The sequence below is a fragment of the Pectobacterium carotovorum genome (assembly GCF_900129615.1).
In the GTDB taxonomy this organism is placed as follows: domain Bacteria; phylum Pseudomonadota; class Gammaproteobacteria; order Enterobacterales; family Enterobacteriaceae; genus Pectobacterium; species Pectobacterium carotovorum.
Genome location: NZ_FQWI01000001.1, coordinates 367,073 through 385,963, shown reverse-complemented (window position 1 = coordinate 385,963; position 18,891 = coordinate 367,073). Strand labels below are relative to the sequence as shown.

Annotated in this window: 16 protein-coding genes; 9 read left to right on the top strand and 7 right to left on the bottom strand. The window is 54.2% G+C overall.

What is annotated here, in order from left to right:
- Positions 1-94 precede the first annotated feature (94 nt).
- Both BUB06_RS01740 and add read left to right on the top strand, forming a co-directional pair.
- The gene (locus tag BUB06_RS01740; protein WP_039473093.1) at positions 95-1,072 is read left to right on the top strand and encodes a bile acid:sodium symporter; all 978 of its coding nucleotides are present in this window, start codon (positions 95-97) and stop codon (positions 1,070-1,072) included.
- Between the two features lie 121 nt (positions 1,073-1,193).
- A complete protein-coding gene (gene add, locus BUB06_RS01735; protein WP_039473091.1) occupies positions 1,194-2,210 on the top strand; it encodes an adenosine deaminase in 1,017 nt (338 codons plus the stop codon).
- 79 nt (positions 2,211-2,289) lie between these two features.
- Here add and BUB06_RS01730 read toward each other — a convergent pair whose 3' ends face one another.
- The 7 genes from BUB06_RS01730 to BUB06_RS01700 all read right to left on the bottom strand — a co-directional run bounded on the left by BUB06_RS01730 (position 2,290) and on the right by BUB06_RS01700 (position 10,098).
- The gene (locus tag BUB06_RS01730) at positions 2,290-2,754 is read right to left on the bottom strand and encodes an SgcJ/EcaC family oxidoreductase (protein ID WP_039473088.1); all 465 of its coding nucleotides are present in this window, start codon (positions 2,752-2,754) and stop codon (positions 2,290-2,292) included.
- 244 nt (positions 2,755-2,998) lie between these two features.
- On the bottom strand, positions 2,999-3,991 hold the full coding sequence (locus BUB06_RS01725; protein WP_039473085.1) for a bile acid:sodium symporter family protein: 993 nt from the start codon (positions 3,989-3,991) through the stop codon (positions 2,999-3,001).
- A gap of 327 nt (positions 3,992-4,318) precedes the next feature.
- Entirely contained in the window at positions 4,319-5,365 is a 1,047-nt protein-coding gene (locus tag BUB06_RS01720) for an oxidoreductase (RefSeq protein WP_039473082.1), read from the bottom strand.
- Positions 5,366-5,478: 113 nt separating this feature from the next.
- The gene (gene araC, locus BUB06_RS01715; RefSeq protein ID WP_039473079.1) at positions 5,479-6,411 is read right to left on the bottom strand and encodes an arabinose operon transcriptional regulator AraC; all 933 of its coding nucleotides are present in this window, start codon (positions 6,409-6,411) and stop codon (positions 5,479-5,481) included.
- 63 nt (positions 6,412-6,474) lie between these two features.
- On the bottom strand, positions 6,475-7,461 hold the full coding sequence (gene araH / locus BUB06_RS01710) for an L-arabinose ABC transporter permease AraH (RefSeq protein WP_010296111.1): 987 nt from the start codon (positions 7,459-7,461) through the stop codon (positions 6,475-6,477).
- A gap of 18 nt (positions 7,462-7,479) precedes the next feature.
- Positions 7,480-9,003, bottom strand: a complete 1,524-nt coding sequence (gene araG / locus BUB06_RS01705) for an L-arabinose ABC transporter ATP-binding protein AraG (RefSeq protein ID WP_039473076.1) — start codon at positions 9,001-9,003, stop codon at positions 7,480-7,482.
- 111 nt (positions 9,004-9,114) lie between these two features.
- Positions 9,115-10,098, bottom strand: coding sequence for an arabinose ABC transporter substrate-binding protein (locus BUB06_RS01700; protein ID WP_010296113.1), 984 nt, complete (start codon positions 10,096-10,098; stop codon positions 9,115-9,117).
- A 372-nt stretch (positions 10,099-10,470) separates the two neighbouring features.
- On the opposite strand from BUB06_RS01700, the gene BUB06_RS01695 reads away from it, so the two are divergent.
- The 7 genes from BUB06_RS01695 (at position 10,471) to rsxD (ending at position 18,889) form a co-directional block, all read left to right on the top strand.
- Complete coding sequence (locus BUB06_RS01695) at positions 10,471-12,156, top strand: ribulokinase (RefSeq protein ID WP_039473072.1); 1,686 nt, start codon at positions 10,471-10,473, stop codon at positions 12,154-12,156.
- A 37-nt stretch (positions 12,157-12,193) separates the two neighbouring features.
- Positions 12,194-13,699, top strand: a complete 1,506-nt coding sequence (gene araA, locus BUB06_RS01690; protein ID WP_039473069.1) for an L-arabinose isomerase — start codon at positions 12,194-12,196, stop codon at positions 13,697-13,699.
- 273 nt (positions 13,700-13,972) lie between these two features.
- The gene (ydgT, locus tag BUB06_RS01685) at positions 13,973-14,188 is read left to right on the top strand and encodes a transcription modulator YdgT (RefSeq protein WP_010296120.1); all 216 of its coding nucleotides are present in this window, start codon (positions 13,973-13,975) and stop codon (positions 14,186-14,188) included.
- Positions 14,189-14,404: 216 nt separating this feature from the next.
- Positions 14,405-14,986 (top strand): electron transport complex subunit RsxA, encoded by a 582-nt coding sequence (rsxA, locus tag BUB06_RS01680; RefSeq protein ID WP_011093834.1) that lies wholly within the window; start codon positions 14,405-14,407, stop codon positions 14,984-14,986.
- A complete protein-coding gene (gene rsxB, locus BUB06_RS01675; protein ID WP_039473065.1) occupies positions 14,986-15,564 on the top strand; it encodes an electron transport complex subunit RsxB in 579 nt (192 codons plus the stop codon). Before rsxA ends, rsxB begins: the two co-directional genes overlap by 1 nt.
- Entirely contained in the window at positions 15,557-17,833 is a 2,277-nt protein-coding gene (rsxC, locus tag BUB06_RS01670; protein ID WP_039473063.1) for an electron transport complex subunit RsxC, read from the top strand. Before rsxB ends, rsxC begins: the two co-directional genes overlap by 8 nt.
- Positions 17,834-18,889, top strand: coding sequence for an electron transport complex subunit RsxD (rsxD, locus tag BUB06_RS01665; protein ID WP_039473061.1), 1,056 nt, complete (start codon positions 17,834-17,836; stop codon positions 18,887-18,889). It abuts the gene before it with no gap.
- Positions 18,890-18,891 lie beyond the last annotated feature (2 nt).

Genomic DNA, 18,891 nt, shown 5'->3' with positions numbered 1-18,891 from the left:
GCACATCGTATGACGTGCTAAAACACACGGTGGCCGCACTTGCCGCCACCGTTTTTCCTGCCCTACCTCTCCAGTTTGATTTTGAGATAACACCATGTCCGCGTTGAAACCCTTCATGGAAGCCCATCAGGCCGCGATCTATTTTGTTGCCGTGATCGCGGCAGTGGCAACAGCTCTGGTGCTGCCAGGAACGGAGCAACTGGATGTCGTGATTAATCCAGTGCTGGCACTGATGCTGTTTGTCACGTTCCTGCAAGTGCCGCTGACCACGATCGGAAAGAGCATCACTCAGGTCAGATTCATCGGCGCGTTGCTGACTGCCAACTTCATCGTGATTCCCTTGCTGGTTGCAGCGCTGTTGCCCTTTCTCCCCGCCGCCCCACTGGTGAAATTGGGCATCATATTGGTGTTACTCGCCCCCTGTATTGACTACGTGGTGACATTCGCGCACCTGGGGCGCGCAGATGCCGCCCGCCTGTTGGCCGCAACGCCTATTTTACTGTTGCTGCAAATGCTGGTCTTGCCCTTCTACCTGACGCTATTTCTCGGCCACGACGCCGCCGGACTCATCGCCTTTGCGCCCTTTATCGATGCCTTTATCTGGCTGATTGCCTTGCCTTTAGCGCTGGCCGCGTTTCTGCAATCGCTAGCGGCGCGGCGGCGCACGATGTCGACATTTGCGGATGCATTAGGCTATCTTCCCGTTCCGGCTACCGCTCTGGTGCTGTTTATCGTCGTTGCGGCGGTCATTCCCCAACTGCGCACCACCTGGGCGTCGGTGTTACTCGCGGTGCCGTTTTACCTGCTCTTCGCGCTGCTGGCACCGCTGCTCGGCTGGTTCACTAGCCAACTATTCCGGTTAGATTCGGCTGGCGGGCGCGCCGTCGCTTTTAGCGCCAGCACGCGCAACTCTCTGGTTATTCTGCCGCTGGCGTTGGCAATCCCGGGCGCACTGCCGCTACTTCCGGCCGTGATCGTCAGCCAAACGTTAGTAGAATTGCTCAGTGAACTCATTTATATCCGGGTAATCCCTAAGTTGAACGCCCGTTCTATGGGGCAGGAAAAACAATAACAGGTTGTTTTTGCTCAATGATTGTTCAGAGTGGCTGAGTTTCGGCGGTAACCGTTGGCTATTTACCACGATTTCTTTTTATACTTTGTCGTACGAAAAACAGTAATCAGACAATAACATTATGATTGATTCACTCCTGCCGTTGACGGATATCCACCGCCATTTAGATGGTAATATCCGCGCCCAGAGTATTCTGGACCTAGGGCGCCAGTACAATATAGCGTTACCTGCCCACGATCTTGACGCACTCCGACCTCACGTTCAGGTCACCAAAAACGAACCTGACTTACTGAGTTTTTTACAAAAACTCGACTGGGGTGTGGCCGTACTCGGTTCACTGGATGCCTGCCGCCGCGTGGCTTACGAGAACGTTGAAGATGCCATGAAAGCCGGGCTGGATTACGCAGAACTGCGTTTCTCTCCCTACTATATGGCGATGAATCATAAGCTGCCGATTGCTGGCGTGGTTGAAGCGGTGATCGATGGCATTACCGCAGGCAGCCGTGATTTCGATACCGATATCCGTCTGATTGGCATCATGAGTCGGACATTCGGCACCGAAGCCTGCCAGCAAGAGCTGGACGCCCTGCTGTCCCAGCGCGATCGCATCGTTGCGCTCGATCTGGCAGGTGATGAATTGGGTTACCCCGGTGCGCAGTTTACTTCGCATTTCCGGCAAGCCCGCGATGCCGGCTGGCACATCACGGTTCACGCGGGTGAAGCGGCCGGGCCGGAAAGTATTTGGCAGGCGATTAACCATCTGGGTGCCGAGCGCATCGGACACGGCGTCACCGCCATTATCGATCCTCGCCTGATGACACACATGGCGGAGCATGGGATCGGCATTGAATCCTGCCTGACCTCTAACATTCAAACCAGCACCGTGGAATCACTGGATAAGCACCCGCTCGTCCACTTCCTGCGCTATGAAATCCCCGCCACCATCAACACGGACGATCCTGCCGTTCAGGGCATAGAGATCCGTCACGAATATGAAGTCGCGGCCCCACTTGCCGGCCTGACAGCGGTAGAAACTCGCAAAGCGCAGGAAAATGGCCTGAACATTGCGTTTATCAGCGAGCAGGAAAAGCAGCTGCTGCGTGAAAAGGTTCTGCGTAAACGCGGTGCCACACAGTAGCGTGTATCTCCAAGCCATAAAAAACGGCTAACTTTTGTTAGCCGCTTGATATGCAATTGTTAAAGATAAATTACAGAGATCAGCTGCTTGGGTTTGCTGAGGAGTGGTGCGACGTAATCAACCACTGCTTCTGTTTCGCGTCCCAAGCGTAAGTGTAGGTATAGCGCGCTTTGGCTACGCTACCATCACCGAATGTAAAGGTGTAGGTTCCGGTATCAACGGCCTTATTACAGCCGATGCGGATCGTGCTGGTGTCAATCTTACCAACTGGCTTTTTCGCCAGGAAATGTTCGAAGTAATCAATACGTTCTGCGTCAGTCGTACGCGGTTGATCGGACAGCGTTGGCAGCAGCACCGCGTCTGACGCATAGTTTTTCGCAACTTGCTTCGCATCGCCCGTTTTCAGCGATGCATTCCAACGGTCAAATAACGACGCAATCTCTTTTTGACTGGTTTTTACGCATTGTGCACCCTGAGCAGCCTGCACAGATGCAGAAGCCAGCGTCCCTAACATCGCTAAAGTTAACACCGTTTTTTTAAACATATTTCCCTCGATCTCAAAATAATAATTATCATTAACTGTGTCTTGCTCTATCGCCAACACCTCTCGATGAGCGACTATTGTTATAACGTAACGCAACAAAAAAGTAACACCACAATGAAACTATCACTGTAATAGATTATTTTTTGTGTTTCCGTGTAGTTACAAGTGTTTGTTACAAATGACAACGCCCTCGGCCTGTGTAAGACCGAGGGCGTTTTGCATGATGCGAGAGACCGATAATCTCTTACTGACGAGGCGTATCCTGTTCTTTGTTTATCCGCTTGGCATAGCGCTGAGCCAGCGCAGCGCAGACCATCAGTTGAATTTGATGGAAAATCATCAGCGGCAGCACCATCGCACCGACGGCGGCTGCAGGAAACAGCACGTTTGCCATCGGGATCCCATTCGCCAAGCTCTTCTTCGAACCGCAGAATACGATGGTGATTTCATCGGCGGTATTAAAGCCCATCTTACGGGCAACCAGCGTATTCACCACCAGAACAATCGCTAGCAACACTATCGAACAGCCGACGACGGCGAGCAATGACCAGACATTGATCTGTCCCCAAATCCCCTGCACAACCGCTTCGCTGAAGGCGACATACACCACCAAAAGAATCGATGACCGGTCAGTAATATTAATCAGCTTACGGTTACGTTCAACCCACTTGGCAATCAACGGACGAGACAGATGACCAATCACGAAAGGCACCATTAACTGCATGATAATAGAGCCAATAGCGTGCAGCGTATCCGTTTCTCCCCCTTGCGTATGCATCAGCAAACCGACCAGAATCGGCGAGAGAAATACGCCCAAAATACTGGATGCCGAAGCGCTACAAATCGCCGCTGCGACGTTACCACCGGCCATTGAGGTATAAGCAATCGCCGACTGCACTGTCGCCGGTAGCGCACACAGATAGAGGAACCCCAGATACAAGGTTGGCGTCAGCACAACTGGCGACAGCAGGCTCATGCCTATTCCCAGCAGCGGGAACAGAATAAACGTGCTGGCAAATACCACCAGATGCAAACGCCAGTGCCCCATGCCGGTGGTAATCGCTTCACGCGATAGCTTCGCACCGTGCATAAAGAACAGCAGAGCAATCGCCGCGGTTGTCAGGTGCTCAAAGAAAACCTTCACGGAGCCTTCAGCAGGAAGAATCGACGCCGTCACCACCACCAGAATCAGAACCAATAAGAACTTATCAATGCGTAACCGTTGTAACCACCCCATGCCCAACACCTTTCCCCTAGTCTGTTATCAGCCGAATGAACACCCTAACAAGACGGGCGATCCGAAGATCGCCCAAAGTTATCTATGACTAAATGTGAATCTAGAAATCTGAGCCGATAAATCTGTTTACAGACAGAAAACAGTGGTAATGAGATAAAGGCATCAGAAGCGCCTTCTGAACATCGTAAATCGAGCGTAAAAGACGTTGTACCGCATTTTACCCTCGACCATTATCACCGTTCGATTGATTTTCTCAGCAGTCTAGGACGATCCTAAGATCGCCTGTTTAAACAAACCATTAACTATCTGGAATAAAACGCAGTAAATCTAGCTATTTTTCACCGTGATGGCTTTTTTCTGCTCGTGGGAAAGCAGCCCTAGCTCGATCAGTTCCATCACCTGAATCGCCTGATGCACGCTGACGGGGTTTTCCCCCTTGCCGAGCAGCGCATCGCGCACTGCCGCATAGTAAGCCGGATAATTACCCGGAATCGTGGCGATGGTTTGTTCTGCCGTTATACCATCGCGCGACAGCGTCAGCACGCCATCGTGCTTATCTTGTCCCCAGTCGGCCAGCGGTGGGCGTTCACCTGCTTTCAGACGATCTTCCTGCGGGTCGAGCCCGTATTTGACAAAGCTGCCGCGCGTACCATGCACGGTATAGCGTGCAGAAGCCGCCGCCACCAGCATGCTGGCGTGCAGGACAACCCGACGTTGCGGGTAAATCAGCGTCGCGTGGAAATAATCTGTAGCCTTACTGCCCGGCCTTAGCTGCGCCATATCCACCTGAATCGCTACCGGTAAGCCAAACAGCTCCAGCGCCTGATCCAGCAAGTGCGGCCCAAGGTCGTACCAAATCCCGCTGCCTTCGCTGCCGTCTTCTCGCCAGCGCTGGCGCACTTCGGGGCGGAAGCGATCGAAATGCGATTCCATATAGACCACATTTCCTAACGTTCCCGCCGCCAACAGTTGCTTCAGCGTCAGAAAATCGCTGTCCCAACGACGGTTATGGAAAACAGAAAGCATTTTTCCGACACGGTCGGCAATCGCACCCAGATCGTATGCTTGTGACAACGTCACTGTAAAAGGTTTATCGACGATGACATGCTTGCCCGCTTCCAGAGCCTGTTTCGCCAGCGGGAAGTGCGTGTCATTGGGGGTAGGAATAACAATGAGGTCAATATCGGGATCGTTAAATAACGCCTGAGGATCTTTCTCTACTCGCAGATTTGCCCAATCTGCATGCACTTTTTCAGCACTGCTGCTGGACACAGCCACCAGCTCCATACCTGCCGTACCGGCAATTAACGGCGCGTGGAATGTCTTACTGGCATAACCGTAGCCCAGCAGCCCAACACGAACGGTCTCACTCATGACGATTCCCCTTAGCTTATTTTGACTTTGTGATTTCTCACTTAGTATATACCCGTCATCCAGCAGATTGCAGGAAGGGATAAGCGTCGGGAAATCTGGCCTGCTCTGATTGGTTAGCCGCTCACGGCGCTGGGCATCCGCTCTCCCCATGCCACGGGCAGCGTTTTGGCCGCCGGATAGTTAATTTCACTGCTGCGACGACGGAAATCGCTGGGGCTGACGCCGACCCGCTTACGGAACACGCGTGAGAAATACAGCTGATCGTCATACCCCACCACGCGACCAATGTTGGCGATAGACTCCTGCGTTGTCTGCAATAACAGCTTGGCGCGAATCACGCGTTGATCTTCACGCCAGCGTAAAATATTAATGCCCACCTGCTCACGGAACAGATGCGCCAGCCGCGACGGCGACAGGCAAACGTGCCGCGCCACTTCATCAATACGCAGCTCTCCGGCCAGATTGCTGGTAATAAACTGGCAGGCTTCTATCACGCGTGGATCCATGATCTTCTGCGGGCTTTGCGGATCTTCTTCCATCGCGCGGAGCAACAGACGCTCCAGCAGATTCATACCCAACTCTTCGGAAAAACGACGTCCGGAACGCTGCGTCTGCTCGATATTGGCAAATAGCCTGTCGAATTCCAGCAGCAGTTGGTTATTCGGCAGGCTCATGCGACCAATGCCGCTGCTTTTGGTATGCCATTCCAGCCAGTCGGCCCAGTAGGCGCGCGGGCGAAAATAGACCCAGCGGTGATACCAGCAATCGCTGCTCGGCGATCGACCATAAAAATGCTTCGATTTCGGCGGGAACAACAGCAGGTCACCGGGATTACAAAAAAAGGTCTCATCACCATCAAAGACCTGACCTTGTCCTTTCATGGTGAGGTTAATGATGTAGCCTTTCATCCCATCGGGACGATCGATAAAGAAGTCGAGCGGCCCTTCTGCCAGAATCGGCGTCATGCCAGCCACAAGGTAAGCGTTGAACGAATATCCCGGCAGCAGCGGATTAGGCTGAGATTCATGCGCCATACGGTGATACATCGAGCCTCCGGTACACGCTAATTATGAGAGAAAGCGGCAGGTTCTTACCTGCCGCACGGGCATTTATACCGTTTTCTTCGCCAGCTGTTTGTAGCGGTCGAAGATAACCGCCGCCAGCAGAATCAGACCGCGCACCACATACTGGGCAAACGGCGAGATATTCAGCAGGTTCATCGCGTTCTCCACCGTACCCAAAATCAGCACGCCAGCCACCACGTAGGAAATTTTACCAATCCCGCCTTTCAGCGACACACCACCCAGCACACAGGCAGAAATCACGATCAGCTCATACCCGATGGAGGTCATCGGCTGGCCGCTGGTCATGCGCGATGCCAGAATGATCCCTGCCGCCGCCGATACCAGACCGGACAAGGCGAAAATGATGATCTTGGTACGTACCACCGGTACCCCGGCCAGACGCGCCGCCTCTTCATTGCCCCCAATCGCCAGCGTATTACGGCCAAAGGTGGTTTTGTTCAGCAACAGGCCAAACAGAATCATGCAGCCGATGGTGATCCAGATTGGCGCGGGCAAACCCAGCCAGTTGGCATAGCCCAGTTCGAAGAAGCGCTCATCTTCAATCCCTACCGCTTTACCATCGGAAATGATGTACGCCAGGCCGCGCGCAATCTGCATCGTCGCCAGCGTCGTGATCAGCGCGTTAATCTTCAGACGGGCAATCACGAAACCATTGAGCAAGCCGAACGCCACACCCAGCAGCAGCCCAGCACTGACGCCGATCCACAGACTTTCACTGATATTGATCACCACCGCCGTCGCCACGCCAGCACAGGCAATGATGGACGCGACCGACAGGTCAAAGTCACCGGAAGCCAGACAGAACAGCATCCCGCAGGCCACCATGCCGGACATGGAGATCGCCAGCCCCAGCCCTTTCATATTGATAAATGAGGCGAAGTTCGGGACGAAAATCGCGCAGCCAAGAAACAGCACGGCAAACACCACCAGCATGCCGTAGTTATCCCAAATGCGGGATAATCCCATACCGTTTTTCTTCTTTTCTGAGGTTGCAGACGTAACCGTTGACATTATTTTGCTCCTTCGCGGTCAAGCAACCGCAGATTCGATATCGGGGGTTCGTAACATAGCCAGACTGAGCACCTGCTGCTCTGTGGCATCGGCGTGCAGCAATTCGCCGGAAACGGCACCTTCGCGCATGACGATAATCCGGTCGGCCAGCCCAAGCACTTCTGGTAAATCGCTGGAGGCAAACAGCACCGCGATCCCCTGATTCGCCAGTTCATAGATGACATGATAAATTTCGTGCTTCGCGCCGACGTCGATGCCGCGCGTAGGTTCATCGAGCAAAATGACCTTCATCTCTTCGGACAGCCAGCGGCCAAGAATGGCTTTCTGCTGGTTTCCCCCGGAAAGATTCATAATCAGCTGTTCATCGGACGGCGTTTTGATGTTCAACGCCGCAATGCGCTTCGAGGCGTTATCAGCTTCCCACTGATTATTAATAATAAAACCGGCTTTCAGGCTCTTGCGCCTTGCGCTGATATTGATGTTGTCACGCACCGAGTGCACCGGAATGATGCCGTCCGCCTTGCGATCTTCCGGGCAAAGCATCACGCCCTGGCGAATCGCATCAATCGGAGAATTCACCACCAGCGGTTTGCCATCCAACAACACCTGACCGCTGGTGATTTTGGTCGCGCCAAACAGCCCTTTCATCAGTTCGCTGCGGCCAGCCCCCACTAGACCAAATAGCCCGACAATTTCCCCCTGCTTCACGTTCAGGGAAACCGTGGATTTCACGCCCGGCGCTTTTACGTCTTTCAGCGTCAAACGCTCTTCGCCGTGCGGACGCGGCGTATAGCCATAGATATCCCCCAGGTTACGCCCTACCATCGCCTGTACCAGCGACTCATGGTTAACCTGCTGCATATCGTCGAACGTGCGCACATAGCGGCCATCTTTAAACACGGTAATGGCATCGCTCAGCGCAAAAATTTCTTCCATCCGGTGCGAAACGTACAAAATGACCCGGCCTTCACTGCGCAATTCCGTAATCACGCGGAAAAGCTGCTCGATTTCACGGGCAGACAGCGAACTAGTCGGCTCATCAAAAGCAATAATTTTGGCGTTACGGGCCAGCGCCTTGGCGATTTCTACCATCTGCCACTGCCCGATAGACAGGTATTTCAGCGGGGTATCAGGATCGATATCCAATCCCAGATGCTGCAACTGAAGTTTGGCTTCATAGCGCAGCAGCGAATAGTTCACCATGCCGTATTTATGCGGCAGTTGACCTAAATAGATGTTCTCGGCGACCGTCATTTCCGGCACCAGATGCAGTTCCTGATAAATGATGGCAACGCCCGCATTCAGGGCATCCATCGTGTTGTTGAACTGCACGGGCTTGCCCTGAATATGAATTTCGCCCGCTGACGGTGAATAGTTACCGCTCAGGATCTTTAACAGCGTCGACTTGCCCGCTCCGTTTTCCCCCATCAATGCATGGATCTGGCCGGCATGGCAGGAAAAACTGATATCCGAAAGCGCCTTAACACCGGGAAATTCTTTACCAATCCCATGAAACGACAAATAGGGTGACTGTGCTGTCATGTCTGTTTCCTCATAACGATGCAGGTAGAGCGCGGATAACTTCGATCAGGATAACGTCGACCAGCGTCATGCTGACCGGCGTTATCCGCGTCTTTACGAAATCAGGCGTGATTACATCAGGCCTTTTTTCTCCAGTTCGACCTTAAAGTTGTCACGAGTGATCAGCACCACGTCGGTCACTTCGGTGAATTTCTCCGGCTCCACGCCTTTGGTGACCCAGTCATTCAGCATCTGGATACTCTTGTAACCGTGAATATCCGGGCTCGGCAGCAGTGAACCAAAGAAGCCTGTTGCCTTATCTTTGGACAACTCGCTGACTGCATCCACGCCGTTGATACCGATCCCAATCACGTTGTCCGCTTTAAAGCCCTGACCTTCCGTTGCACGTACGCCACCCAGCACGGTGTTGTCGTTCATGCCGATAATCAGCCAGTTTTTCACGCCAGGGTGCTGAACCAACATGGAGTTAGCGGCGTCAAACGCACCGGGGATATCGTTAGATTTGGTCGGTACTTTGTAGATCTGTTTTTCCGGGAATCCTGCGGTTTTCAGCGCGTCCATGGAGCCCGTCGTACGGCGACGTGCGGTGTCCAGCTCATCAGCGGTAATCGCCATCACGGCGGTTTCCTCTACTTTCCAGCCGCGTTTGTTCATCTCTTTATACAGTTCCTGCCCCTGACGCTCGCCAATTTTGGTGGCCGCCATCATCACCAACGGCACGGTATCCATCGGCTGGCCTTTGGCATTCACGAACTGGTCATCAACCGCGATCACTTTCAGATCGTAGCTGCGCGCTTTCGCCATAATCGCTGGCCCCAACTTCGGATCCGGCGTACAGATAACGAAACCTTTCGCGCCACTGGCCGCCAGACTGTCGATCGCATTCAGGGTCTTTTCACCATCGGGAACCGCGATTTTTATCACATCAAAACCAAGGTCTTTTCCTGCTTTATCAGCGAATTTCCATTCTGTCTGGAACCAGGGTTCTTCCGGCTGTTTAACCAGAAAGCCCAGCTTTAAGTTCTCTGCCATAGCTGATTGTGACATAACAGCAGCCAACCCGATTGCTGCCAGCGCCTTAGTGAATTTATGCATGATGTTCTCCGGTGTAATTATCTTTTCATTCGTCAGCAACGCTGAAACGAGTTCGAGTTCCTGGTAGGGTATTTCCGGTCTGGATAAAGGAAAAACACAGACTTAGCACGATTCCTTTACTCAGTAGCATTCAGACGCTTTATGTTTTAGTCGTTATTCCCGGCAAGAATGTAGAGCTTTATCACAGTCCGGAACAATGACAGGTTTGTGCATACATTTAGCGAATTTAACCAATCATTAACCTTTGACCCGCTTCACAAAATGGCTGCTGGCGACAGAAAAATACATACTTCCAGCTAACCGCTCCTCACCACCTCTCGTTATCCCTGCCATCGTAAACAGCAACGATCTGGGATTAATGAGGAGCAAAGCATGAGTGCGGGCGCTATTACGATTGGTCTCGACTTCGGCAGTGATTCGGTACGCGCCTTAGCCGTTGACTGCCAAAGCGGGCAAGAGTTGGAAACAGAAGTGGTCTACTATCCCCGCTGGCGCGAGGGGAAATATTGTCAGCCTGCCAACAACCAGTTCCGACACCACCCGCTGGACTACATCGAATCGCTGGAGCAGGCGGTTAAGGTCGTGGTTTCCCGCCTGACGGACGAACAGCGGAAGAGCATCATCGGTATTGGCGTGGATTCAACCGGGTCAACCCCCGCGCCGATTGATGAGCAAGGTCAGATCCTGGCGCTACGCCCCGAGTTTACCGACAACCCCAATGCGATGTTCGTGCTGTGGAAAGACCACACGGCAATAGAAGAAGCAGAAGCCATCAACGCGCTGTGCCGGAGCGGCCAGTTCCCGGATTACACTCGTTATATCGGCGGCGTTTACTCGTCTGAGTGGTTCTGGGCCAAGATCCTGCATGTCTCGCGCGACGATAAAGCCGTGCGTCAGGCCGCCGTTTCCTGGATCGAACTGTGTGACTGGGTGCCCGCCCTGCTTTCCGGCACGCAAGCACCTGCCGATATTCGCCGTGGCCGGTGCAGCGCCGGACACAAATCACTCTGGCACCCGAGCTGGGGCGGATTGCCGCCGAAAGACTTCTTGCACGCACTCGATCCCTGCTTGACCGAGACATTGCAATACCCGCTATTTACCGATACCTGGACCGCCGAACAACCAGTCGGCACCATCACCGCAGAATGGGCGCAGCGGCTCGGCATCCCCGAAACGGTCATTCTGGCGGGCGGCGCGTTTGACTGTCACGTTGGCACCGTCGGCGCGGGCGCACAGCCTTATACGCTGGTCAAAGTGATTGGCACTTCTACCTGCGACATTCTGATCGCCGACGACGCACGCATTGCCGATCGCACCATCGCCGGTATCTGTGGGCAGGTCGACGGCAGCGTTGTTCCCGGTTATATCGGTCTCGAAGCCGGGCAGTCCGCTTTTGGTGATATGTACGCCTGGTTTGGACGGCTGCTGGGCTGGTCGTTGCAGGAAGCAGCGAAAGACCATCCTGAACTCAAAACGTCATTACAGGCGATGGAAGCCAAACTGCTGGAGCGACTGACTCACAGCTGGGCAGAGAACCCCACGTTGGATCACCTGCCGATCGTGCTGGACTGGTTCAACGGTCGCAGAACGCCGTTCGCCAATCAGCGACTCAAAGGCGTGATTACCGATCTCAATCTGGGCACCGATGCCCCCACGCTGTTCGGCGGTTTCATTGCTGCCACGGCCTTTGGCGCACGCGCGATTATGGAGTGCTTTGAAGATCAGGGCGTTCCCGTCGAGAACGTGCTGGCGCTGGGCGGCATCGCGCGGAAATCCCCCGTCATCATGCAAGTGTGTACCGACGTGATGAATCGTCCTTTGCAGATCGTCGCCTCCGATCAGTGCTGTGCACTTGGCGCGGCGATCTTTGCCGCCGTCGCCGCTGGCGTTCACGGCGATATCCCAACGGCACAGCAGCATATGGCCAGCGGTATAGAGCGCACCTTAATGCCAGACAGCCAGCGCGTTGCCCGTTATCAGCAGCTTTATGAGCGCTATCAGCAGTGGTGCCGCCTTGCGGAACCGGCCTATAGCCCAGCGTCTACGGCAAAAAACTAATTTTTATCCCTCTGGGGATCACGTTACAGGAGTCATCATGGATCATTTTAAGCAGCTTGAAGTCTGGTTCGTCATCGGTAGCCAGCATCTCTACGGGCCGGAAACGTTACGTCAGGTAAAAGAGAACGCGGAAAAAGTCGTCGCCGGATTGAATCAACAGGCCAACCTGCCGGTTAAGCTGGTGCTGAAGCCGCTGGTGAAAACGCCGGACGAAATTCTGGCGTTGTGTCGCGATGCCAACTATCAGGATAACTGTATCGGCCTGCTGACCTGGCTGCATACCTTCTCTCCAGCCAAAATGTGGATCGGCGGCCTGAGCGTACTCAGTAAACCGCTGTTGCAATTCCACACCCAGTTCAATGCCGAAGTGCCGTGGGACACCATGGACATGGATTTCATGAACCTGAACCAGACGGCGCACGGTGGACGTGAATTTGGCTTCATCGGTGCTCGGATGCGGCAGGCGCATCAGGTTGTCGTCGGCCACTGGCAGGATAAGAACGCCCATGCCCGTATTGGCAAATGGATGCGGGTTGCCGCTGCCATTCAGGAAAGCAAACAGCTGAAGGTGGCGCGCTTTGGCGACAACATGCGTGAAGTCGCCGTCACCGAAGGCGATAAAGTCGGCGCGCAGATCCAGTTCGGCTACTCCGTCAGCGCCTGGGGTCTGGGCGATTTAACCGCCGTGGTTGATGCCGTCTCCAAAGGCGATATCGATGCGCTGGTCGAAGAGTACGAAGCCAGCTACCAGTTAACAGATGCGGTGAAACTCAACGGGGCTAACCGCCAGAATCTGCTGGATGCGGCACAGATTGAACTCGGAATGAAACGCTTTCTGGAACAGGGCGGCTATCAGGCGTTCACCACCGATTTTGAAAACCTGTACGGCTTGAAACAGCTGCCGGGTCTGGCGGTACAGCGTCTAATGCAGCAAGGCTATGGTTTTGGTGGCGAAGGCGACTGGAAAACCGCCGCGCTGCTGCGCATTATGAAAGTGATGGCGGGCGGGCTGTCGGGCGGTACGTCCTTCATGGAGGACTACACCTATAACTTCCAGAACGGTAACGATCTGGTCGTCGGTTCCCACATGCTGGAAGTTTGCCCGACGATTGCGAAAGAGCAGAAACCGATTCTGGATGCGCAATACCTGGGCATTGGCGGAAAAGCCGACCCTGCCCGTTTGATTTTCTCAACGCCGGCTGGGCCGTCCCTCAACGCCAGCGTGATCGACATGGGCGACCGTTTCAGAATGCTGGTTAATCTGGTCGATACCATCGAACAGCCACGCCCGTTGCCGAAACTGCCGGTTGCCCGAGCCATCTGGAAAGCGCAACCGTCGCTGGAAGTGGCGGCCGAAGCCTGGATTCTGGCTGGCGGTGCGCACCACACCGTCTTTAGTCAGGCGTTGGATCTCGAACACATGCGGCTCTACGCCGAGATGCAGAACATTGAACTGCTGGTGATCGACAACGAAACCCGACTCCACGAATTCAAAGATGCGGTGCGCTGGAACGAGGTGTATTACAAACTTTGTAGCCGCTAAGCCCGCTCTCAGGGGCAGATTGTCTATGGATTAATCGTCCGTGAACAATCTGCCTCTTTATCGGTATTCGCCATCCCACGTTTTGATTTTCCCTCCCCCTGTCGCCCGACATTGCCCGAAACGCCATAACATTTTTCTGTCAATCCGTTATTTTTCATTTTCATTTGTTTGTTGTTGAAAAATAAGCGGACTTTATTACATCGCCCTCTAGACAGGCTTTCTTGCTTGAATATACTTAGTCATCTCAACCACATAACTATTAGACCAATCACCATGACCGTTAATGACTATTTGCTCAAATTCAGGAAAGTCAGCTCAACAGAAAGTCTGGAAAAACTCTTTGATCACCTCAATTATTCTCTGACAGACAGTCAGGAAATCATCAACATGTATCGTGCGGCGGACCATCGGCGGGCTGAGTTGGCATCCGGCGGACGCTTGTTCGATCTCGGCTGCGTGCCAAAATCCGTCTGGCATCACGTTCTGTAGTTGTTAGCAATAAAAAGCATAGTTATGCAATAATTTACTTCCGGGATATTACGCAGAACGCCCTGCTCGTTACTGTATAATAGCCCGGCGCTTCTCTTATTAAGCGAATCTGACCTTCCGCCCCTTGAAGGGGACGGCGATAACCCTACTTTGGGTATGTTGTCGAAAACCCAACAATGCCTGATAATAGTCCGGTTTTGTTTTCTAGGCACCGTAATGACCGAATACGCATTGCTCTTTGTTAGCATCCTTCTGGTAAATAATTTCGTCTTAGTGAAGTTTCTTGGGCTGTGCCCCTTTATGGGTGTGTCCAAAAAACTCGAGACGGCGATTGGCATGGGCATGGCGACCACGTTTGTTATGACGTTGGGCTCCATGTTCTCCTGGCTTATCAACGAATTTATTCTGGTTCCGCTCGATATTCTCTATTTGCGCACCATGGCTTTTATTTTGGTGCTTGCCGTGGTGGTACAGTTCTCCGAGATGTTCGTACGCAAAGTCAGCCCTGAGCTATATCGCCTGCTGGGGATTTTCCTGCCGCTGATTACCACCAACTGTGCAGTGCTTGGCGTCGTTCTGCTCAACATCAACCTGTCACACGGTTTCCTGCAATCGACGATTTATGGTTTCGGCGGCGCGGCCGGCTTCTCGCTGGTGATGGTGCTCTTTGCCGCCATTAGGGAACGTCTCGCCGTGTCGGATATTCCCGCGCCCTTCCGAGGCTCGTCTATCGCACTGATCACCGCCGGCCTCATGTCGCTGGCGTTTATGGGCTTTACCGGATTGGTGAAATTCTGATGACCGCTATCTGGATCGCCATTGCGGCATTAAGCGCACTCGCGCTGGCATTCGGTCTGGTGCTCGGTTACGCCTCCCGTCGGTTTGAAGTCGAAAACGATCCGATCGTGGAAGAAGTGGAAGCCATGCTGCCACAAAGTCAGTGCGGCCAGTGCGGTTACCCCGGCTGTCGGCCTTACGCCGAAGCGGTCGCGCTGAATGGTGAAAGTATTAATAAGTGTGGCCCCGGCGGCGAAGCGATGATGTTGAAGCTGGCTGAAAAGCTCAACGTCGATCCGCAGCCGCTGGAAGGCGACGCCGATGTTCAAGCCCCCGCACGCCATGTTGCCTGGATCGATGAAAGCAACTGCATCGGCTGCACCAAGTGCATTCAGGCCTGTCCGGTTGATGCCATCATCGGCAGTACCAAAGCGGTACACACCGTCGTCAGCGATTTGTGCACCGGCTGCGATCTCTGCGTCTCCCCTTGCCCGACAGACTGTATCGAATTACGTCCTATCGCGCCGACTCCCGCTAACTGGAAATGGGATCTCGATACGATTCCAGTACGCGTTATTCAAGTAGAACGACATGCTTAAGCTGTTTTCCGCCTTTAAAAAAGACAGGATCTGGGATTTCGACGGAGGCATTCATCCGCCGGAAATGAAGACGCAGTCCAGCCAGATACCACTGCGCCAGATTCCGCTGCCAGAACAGTTCATTATTCCGCTCAAGCAGCATCTTGGCCCTGAAGGCGAGATCTGCGTCAGCGTCGGCGATAAAGTCCTGCGCGGTCAGCCGTTAACGCGGGGAAAAGGCCGCACGTTGCCCGTTCACGCACCGACGTCGGGAACGGTGAACGCGATTCGTCAGCACACGACGGCGCATCCATCTGGTCTGTCCGAACTCAGCATCATCATCGTGCCGGATGGCGACGATCGCTGGTGCGAGCGCCAGACCTTTACGGATTATCGCGCACAAAGCGTTGATACCCTGCTTGCCCATCTGCATCAGGCTGGCATTGCAGGCTTAGGCGGTGCAGGTTTCCCTACCGCAGCCAAGTTACAAGGCGGGATGCGCGGGATTGAAACCCTGATTATCAACGGCGCAGAGTGTGAACCCTATATTACCGCCGACGATCGACTCATGCAGGAGTGCGCCGAGGAGATTATTCAGGGCGTCGAGATTTTGTCATTCCTATTGCAGCCAAAACGCATTCTTATTGGGATAGAAGATAACAAACCGGAAGCCATCAGCGCCCTGCGGCTGGCCTTGGGTAAGCGCAGCGACATGCAGCTGCGCGTCATCCCAACCAAATATCCGTCAGGCGGTGCCAAGCAGCTCACCAAGATTCTGACTGGCAAAGAAGTGCCGTTCGGTAAACACTCCGCCGCCATTGGCGTGCTGATGCAGAACGTCGGTACGGCTTTTGCTATCAAACGTGCCGTGATCGACGGCGAATCGCTCACCGAACGCGTGGTGACGCTAACGGGTGAAGCCTTGCGTCAGCCCGGCAACGTCTGGGCACGACTGGGTACGCCAGTACGTCACCTGCTCAAACAGGGCGGCTTCCACGTCAATAAGCAGCCGATGGTGGTGATGGGGGGGCCGCTGATGGGCTTTACCCTGCCGTCGCTGGATGTGCCTATCGTCAAAATCAGCAACTGCCTGCTCGCGCCGTCACACACGGAAATGGAGCCGGTTGCCGAAGAACAATCCTGTATTCGCTGTAGCAAATGTGCCGATGCCTGTCCGGCGGGACTCTTGCCGCAGCAGCTTTACTGGTTCAGCCGTGGGCAGGAACACGAAAAAGCCCGCAATCACCATCTTTTTGACTGCATCGAGTGTGGTGCCTGTGCTTACGTCTGCCCCAGCAATATTCCGCTGGTACAGTATTACCGTCAGGAAAAGGCCGAAATTCGGGCCATCGACGAAGAGGCACAGCGTGCCGCGCAAGCCAAAGTACGTTTTGATGCTAAACAGGCCCGTCTGGAACGAGAAAAAGCGGCTCGCGAATTGCGCCATAAACAGGCTGCGGCTGGCGTATCCACCACGGATAAAGATGCCGTTCAGGCGGCGTTGGAGCGCGTACGCCGTAAGCAAACCGCCGCAACAGAGGTCGGTTCGCCAATCGAGGTAATCCCTGATGCACAGCCGGATAACAGTGCCGCCATCGCCGCGCGCGCTGCCCGCAAAGCATTAATACGTGAAGAACAGCTGCGTGAAGAACGGTCACGTGAAAAACAGGTGCAGCAAGAAACGCCAGCAGTTGATGTTCCCTCTGCCGAGCTTGACGATCCACGCAAAGCCGCCGTGGCCGCCGCTCTGGCACGCGTTAAAGCGCGTAAGGCTGCACAGCAGTCTGAGGTAAGCCCGGAAAGTACGGAAGAAGCGGCGGCGCCTGCGGTTTCCAACGTAGTGGCAGAACCTATCTCCATCGTGGAAGCACAGGAGCCAGAAGATCCACGCAAGGCTGCCGTGGCTGCCGCTATCGCGCGTGTTAAAGCTCGTAAAGCCGCGCAGCAATCGACAACAAACACGGAGGAGTCTGTTCCGGCGTCTGCCCCTGACGTAGTAGCAGAACCCGTCGCCGTTGTTGAAGTACAAGAGCCAGAAGATCCGCGTAAGGCTGCCGTGGCTGCCGCTATCGCTCGCGTTAAAGCTCGTAAAGCCGCGCAGCAATCTACAACAAACGTGGAAGAGCCTGTTCCGTCGGCTACCCCTGACGTGGTGCCAGAGCCGATCGCCGTCGTGGAAGTACAAGAACCGGAAGATCCGCGTAAGGCTGCCGTTGCCGCCGCTATCGCTCGCGTTAAAGCCCGTAAAGCCCGTAAAGCCGCGCAGGCATCGTCATATCAAGAGGAATAAATGGCTTTTAGAATTGCGAGTTCACCGTTCACACATAACCAGCAGCGCACACAGCGCATCATGCTGTTGGTCATTCTGGCCTGCCTGCCTGGCATGCTGGCGCAGGTCTATTTCTTTGGTTACGGTAACCTGATTCAGGTTGGGCTGGCGTCCGCCACTGCGCTTATCGCAGAAGGCGTGACATTGTCACTGAGAAAATTTGCCGTACGCACCACGCTGGCTGATAATTCCGCCCTACTGACCGCCGTGCTGCTTGGCATCAGTCTGCCGCCGCTAGCCCCCTGGTGGATGGTGGTCATGGCAACTGTCTTCGCTATCATTATCGCCAAACAGCTATATGGCGGCTTAGGGCAGAACCCCTTTAACCCCGCGATGATTGGCTATGTAGTGCTGCTGATCTCTTTCCCGGTTCAGATGACGAGCTGGCTGCCACCTGTGCCGCTGCAAACCATTGCCGTCGATTTTCATGATGCGTTAGTGATCATCTTTACCGGACACACGCCTGACGGACACACCATGCAGCAGTTGATGCACAATGTTGATGGCGTCAGTCAGGCCACCCCGCTGGATACGTTTAAAACCAGCCTGCGCTCAGGCCAAACGCCGCAGGACATTCTGCAACAGCCGATGTTTGCCCAATCGCTGTCCGGTATTGGCTGGCAGTGGGTGAATATCGGTTTTCTCATCGGCGGGCTGTTTTTGCTGATGCGCGGCACCATTCGCTGGCATATTCCGGTCAGTTTCCTGCTGTCGCTGATGTTCTGCGCCTCACTAAGCTGGATCATCGCACCGGAGAAATTCGCGCCACCGCTGCTACACCTGCTGTCCGGTGCCACTATGCTTGGCGCATTTTTCATTGCGACCGATCCCGTTACCGCATCAACCACGAACCGGGGTCGTCTGATTTTCGGGGCGCTGATTGGGTTACTGGTCTGGTTGATTCGTACCTACGGCGGCTACCCAGATGGCGTCGCATTTGCCGTTCTGCTGGCAAATATCACCGTGCCGCTGATCGACTATTACACCAAGCCACGCGCTTACGGCCATCATCGCTAAGG

Excerpts from the sequence above, each read along its gene's own strand:
- BUB06_RS01740 (WP_039473093.1), top strand. The coding sequence starts at position 95 with ATGTCCGCGTTGAAACCCTTCATGGAAGCCCATCAGGCCGCGATCTAT.
- add (WP_039473091.1), top strand. The coding sequence starts at position 1,194 with ATGATTGATTCACTCCTGCCGTTGACGGATATCCACCGCCATTTAGAT.
- BUB06_RS01730 (WP_039473088.1), bottom strand. The coding sequence starts at position 2,754 with ATGTTTAAAAAAACGGTGTTAACTTTAGCGATGTTAGGGACGCTGGCT.
- BUB06_RS01725 (WP_039473085.1), bottom strand. The coding sequence starts at position 3,991 with ATGGGGTGGTTACAACGGTTACGCATTGATAAGTTCTTATTGGTTCTG.
- BUB06_RS01720 (WP_039473082.1), bottom strand. The coding sequence starts at position 5,365 with ATGAGTGAGACCGTTCGTGTTGGGCTGCTGGGCTACGGTTATGCCAGT.
- araC (WP_039473079.1), bottom strand. The coding sequence starts at position 6,411 with ATGTATCACCGTATGGCGCATGAATCTCAGCCTAATCCGCTGCTGCCG.
- araH (WP_010296111.1), bottom strand. The coding sequence starts at position 7,461 with ATGTCAACGGTTACGTCTGCAACCTCAGAAAAGAAGAAAAACGGTATG.
- araG (WP_039473076.1), bottom strand. The coding sequence starts at position 9,003 with ATGACAGCACAGTCACCCTATTTGTCGTTTCATGGGATTGGTAAAGAA.
- BUB06_RS01700 (WP_010296113.1), bottom strand. The coding sequence starts at position 10,098 with ATGCATAAATTCACTAAGGCGCTGGCAGCAATCGGGTTGGCTGCTGTT.
- BUB06_RS01695 (WP_039473072.1), top strand. The coding sequence starts at position 10,471 with ATGAGTGCGGGCGCTATTACGATTGGTCTCGACTTCGGCAGTGATTCG.
- araA (WP_039473069.1), top strand. The coding sequence starts at position 12,194 with ATGGATCATTTTAAGCAGCTTGAAGTCTGGTTCGTCATCGGTAGCCAG.
- ydgT (WP_010296120.1), top strand. The coding sequence starts at position 13,973 with ATGACCGTTAATGACTATTTGCTCAAATTCAGGAAAGTCAGCTCAACA.
- rsxA (WP_011093834.1), top strand. The coding sequence starts at position 14,405 with ATGACCGAATACGCATTGCTCTTTGTTAGCATCCTTCTGGTAAATAAT.
- rsxB (WP_039473065.1), top strand. The coding sequence starts at position 14,986 with ATGACCGCTATCTGGATCGCCATTGCGGCATTAAGCGCACTCGCGCTG.
- rsxC (WP_039473063.1), top strand. The coding sequence starts at position 15,557 with ATGCTTAAGCTGTTTTCCGCCTTTAAAAAAGACAGGATCTGGGATTTC.
- rsxD (WP_039473061.1), top strand. The coding sequence starts at position 17,834 with ATGGCTTTTAGAATTGCGAGTTCACCGTTCACACATAACCAGCAGCGC.